The 3,479-nt window shown below is 55.7% G+C and carries 6 protein-coding genes; 3 read left to right on the top strand and 3 right to left on the bottom strand.

Annotation, left to right across the window (positions count from 1 at the left end; translation table 11 throughout):
- Both SMC5_RS03315 and SMC5_RS03320 read right to left on the bottom strand, forming a co-directional pair.
- Window positions 1-226, bottom strand: a 226-nt coding sequence (locus SMC5_RS03315; protein WP_407079759.1) for an arsenic resistance protein, incomplete at its 3' end; no start/stop codon positions are given.
- 65 nt (window positions 227-291) lie between these two features.
- Window positions 292-681: an ArsR/SmtB family transcription factor gene (locus SMC5_RS03320; RefSeq protein ID WP_119119581.1), complete on the bottom strand. Its 390-nt coding sequence runs from the start codon at window positions 679-681 to the stop codon at window positions 292-294.
- Between the two features lie 164 nt (window positions 682-845).
- On the opposite strand from SMC5_RS03320, the gene SMC5_RS03325 reads away from it, so the two are divergent.
- The 3 genes from SMC5_RS03325 (at window position 846) to SMC5_RS03335 (ending at window position 2,437) form a co-directional block, all read left to right on the top strand.
- Window positions 846-1,172: an ArsR/SmtB family transcription factor gene (locus tag SMC5_RS03325; protein WP_119119582.1), complete on the top strand. Its 327-nt coding sequence runs from the start codon at window positions 846-848 to the stop codon at window positions 1,170-1,172.
- A gap of 8 nt (window positions 1,173-1,180) precedes the next feature.
- Window positions 1,181-1,423 carry a thioredoxin family protein gene (locus SMC5_RS03330; protein WP_119119583.1) on the top strand — a complete coding sequence of 81 codons (243 nt, stop codon included), beginning with the start codon at window positions 1,181-1,183 and terminating at the stop codon, window positions 1,421-1,423.
- 63 nt (window positions 1,424-1,486) lie between these two features.
- Window positions 1,487-2,437, top strand: a complete 951-nt coding sequence (locus SMC5_RS03335) for a permease (protein ID WP_119119584.1) — start codon at window positions 1,487-1,489, stop codon at window positions 2,435-2,437.
- An 85-nt stretch (window positions 2,438-2,522) separates the two neighbouring features.
- Here SMC5_RS03335 and SMC5_RS03340 read toward each other — a convergent pair.
- On the bottom strand, window positions 2,523-3,479 hold a 957-nt coding region (locus SMC5_RS03340), incomplete at its 5' end, for an aldehyde ferredoxin oxidoreductase C-terminal domain-containing protein (protein WP_207799017.1).

The following is a 3,479-nucleotide window of genomic DNA, read 5'->3' on the forward strand; positions in this document are numbered from 1 at the left end:
TGCCGACGCGCATGATGCTGCCGAAGTCGATCTGCAGCATCATGGGATAGATCATGAGCCAGATGAGCACGGCTACCGGCAGAGAGATGCTGTAGGCAGTCATTTTGTCGAGAGCGCTTATCACTCCTGGCAGGAGACGGCCCAGAATGATGCCGGCGACCATGGCCACCACCACCCACAGACTCAGGTACTTCTGAAAGATGCCGAGACCAGCTTTTCGTTCCATTTTGACCTCCGTTTTGGCGCAAGGTGTTGTTGAATGTTGAAAGCGCTGCCGTGTGTTGAATAGTGCTACTTCGGTTTCTGCTTGCCCTCCCTGGCATTTCGCCTCTCCTGCTGTTTCAACGCGCAGACGTCACGGGGAAGGTGCTCCAATGCGAGCATATCTCCAGGATACTGTGCAGTCGTCTGCAGCATGATGGCGCTGAGGAAGTGGGAGATATCTGTCGGCAGGTTGCCGGCCACTGCGTAGTGGGTCCAGTAGCTGCGCCGGTTGGACGTGACAATACCGCTGGACAGCAGCAATTTGAGGTGGCCAGAGATGTTGGCCTGTGACTGACCGAGTACTTTTGTCAGCTCACAGACGCACAGGTCCCGGCGTTGGAGCAACGCGACAATGCGGGCACGTGTCGTGTCACCCAGTGCTCGCGCTATGACTATTGCATCAACTGTATCGGTCATATACGATACAGAATAGCGACGAGTAAGAGTCTGTCAAGGGGGTTCCACAAACCTGGCGATCTGCGTCGATTTCGGGAGGTTCGCATCATCCAGCGTCTGGGTCTTGACAAAGCAATACCTTCATATAACATATCAATGTAGATTGAATCAATGGGAGTTGTGACATGGATGAACGCATGCCTGCCTGTGGGACACAGAACATAGTTGCCGACTGGAACTCTGATTGCGAGGAGCAGGCGAAGCTGGTGTCGGTTCTACTGGAGCCGCAACGGATCAAGGTCCTCAGACTTCTGCGTGGCGGAGAGTTGTGCGTCTGCGAGATCGAGCGTTCGCTGGGCATTCCACAGAATCTTGTTTCGCATCACTTGAGGGTCCTGCGAGAGATGGGACTTGTCGCTGCTCGCAAGGAAGGTCAATTCGTACACTACTCACGAGTCGAAGATCGTATTCATGAACTGATGCAGGCTCTGAAAGAGTTGCTGTCAAACTAGGAGGAATCATGCGAATCGAAATTCTGGGTTCTGGTTGTGCTCGCTGTCACGGGCTTGAAGCTAATGTCCGCAAGGCACTGGAAATGCTTGGCAAGGATGCCGAGGTCGTGGACGTAACTGACATGCAGCAGATCATGACGTATGGTGTCATGTCCATGCCGGCTCTCGTGATCGACGGCAAGGTCGTGTCCGCAGGCAGAGTGTTGTCACCTGAGGAAGCGAAGAAGAGCATCGTCGGCGCCAGCGCCTGACGAGGCAACCAGAGGGCGGGTAGCCGCCCTTTTTTGAAGACCTATATATCAACGGAGGTTGTTATGCTCACCTTATTCGCCGACTGGTTTACCTATACGCTTCTGCGCCTGCCAAAGGGGCGCCTGATAACGGAAGCCATTCACTTCTTCGTGTATGACATCCCCAAGATTTATCTGCTCCTCGTCGTTATCGTGTTTGCGGTCGCGATGCTGAGAACTTGGATACCCGCCGAGAAGATCAAGAAGGCGCTGACCCATCGGCATCAATTCGTCGACAACATCCTTGCTGCTTCTCTGGGCATTATCACACCCTTCTGCACGTGCTCGGCCATTCCGATGTTCATCGGATTCGTGGAGTCCGGCGTACCGCTCGGCGTGACTTTCTCGTTTCTGGTGGCAAGCCCCATGATCAATGAGGTCGCGATGGTACTTCTGTGGGGACTGTTTGGAGCCAGGGTCGCCCTGCTGTATGTGGGCGTTGGGCTCCTCATCGCAATTGTGTCGGGTATTATCATCGGTCGGCTTCATATGGAGAAGTACGTTGAGGATTACGTGTACAAGATCAAGGTCGGCGCCGCTGCAGGGGATGCTCCCATGACCTTCAAGGACCGCGTAGTCGCCAGCTGGAGATACGTAGGTGAGATCTTCCGCAGAGTGGCACCATGGGTGGCGGTCGGCGTCGCCATCGGTGCATTCATCCATGGGTACGCTCCAGAGAATTTCCTGGCCAGATATGCAGGTCGTGACAACCCCTTTGCGGTTCTTATCGCCGTATTGATTGGTATCCCGCTTTATTCGAACGCCGAGGGCGTCATTCCTGTCGTTCAGGCACTCTTTGCCAAGGGTCTTCCTCTGGGGACGACACTGGCTTTCATGATGGCTGTCACTGGACTTTCGATGCCAGAGATGATTATCCTGCGCCGCGTTCTCAAGCCAAGGTTGCTTGCAACATTCATTGGTGTCGTTGGAGTCGGTATTCTCATCGTAGGGTATTTCTTCAACTGGGTTCTGTAACTGCAGACGATGCACCTCTCCCGAACAACAAGAAGCCCGGCCTCGATGAGACCGGGCTTTCTGATGTGGCAGATCTGACTGAAGGCTATGCTTTGTGTGTGTGCTTCTCGATGAGGTCGGCGAGTTCGGGGAAGTCCATGCCTTCCGCTTTCACTGTCTCGAGCGTGGGGACTCCGTCGGCATCCCAGCCGCGCCGTGCATATACCGCGTCCTGAAGCTGGCGGTATTGCGACTCGCGGTACTCGCGCAGGGCTGCCATCTTCTGTTGCAGGCTCATGCCCGTGATGTCCACCTTTACGGCTTCGACCAACTGCTTGTCATACCGTTCCTGACGGGACAGGTATTCTTCCTCAGTGACAGGACCCATGCCACGATAAGGCATCCAGTCGTCTTTGCGCGTCCCCTGTCCCATGCGCAGGTTGAACAGGCGCTGGAAGTCATACACACGCTTGCTCTGGGCTAGCAGGCCGTCGAGATCGAGGACGTGGCCGGTTACACCCTTGTAGAGCAGCAGGTAGTTGTCGACGTGCTCAGGGATCCTGGCGGCCTCGAGGCCGGTATACTGGTCGCGGTTGTCCCTTGGTTCTGAGTCGTTCCAGGGCAGCTTGCACAGTCCCATGAGCGAGAACCAGGTACGGAAGAGCGGGAAGAAGGACAGGGCCTCGGCCTTGTCGGCGAAGGTGGGCAGCTGGCCCTTGACCTGGTCCATGAAGATGAGCCACGCCTCGTCGTGCTGTGGTCCCTTGGACGCCATGGCGTACCCGCCCTGCTGTGCCAGGGAGTCTTTGCTGTTGTACTCGGACACTTCCATACCCTTGACTTCCATGCCAATGTCGTTTACGAACTGAGCATCGGCATGGTACTCGTCGATGAACAGTTTCTTCAGGCGATGGATGCCAAGCCCGGCGATCTTGCCGAAGCCACGACCCTCGCCGATCTGGTGGATGAGCTCCAACGCATCCATGTCACTGCCGAAGTGCAGGTCGAGGCCGCCGGTGATCTCCTTCGTGAGGATGCCGTTCTCATAGCACTCCATCAGGAA

Source organism: Candidatus Cryosericum odellii (assembly GCF_003570935.1).
GTDB classification, from domain to species: Bacteria; Caldisericota; Caldisericia; order Cryosericales; family Cryosericaceae; genus Cryosericum; species Cryosericum odellii.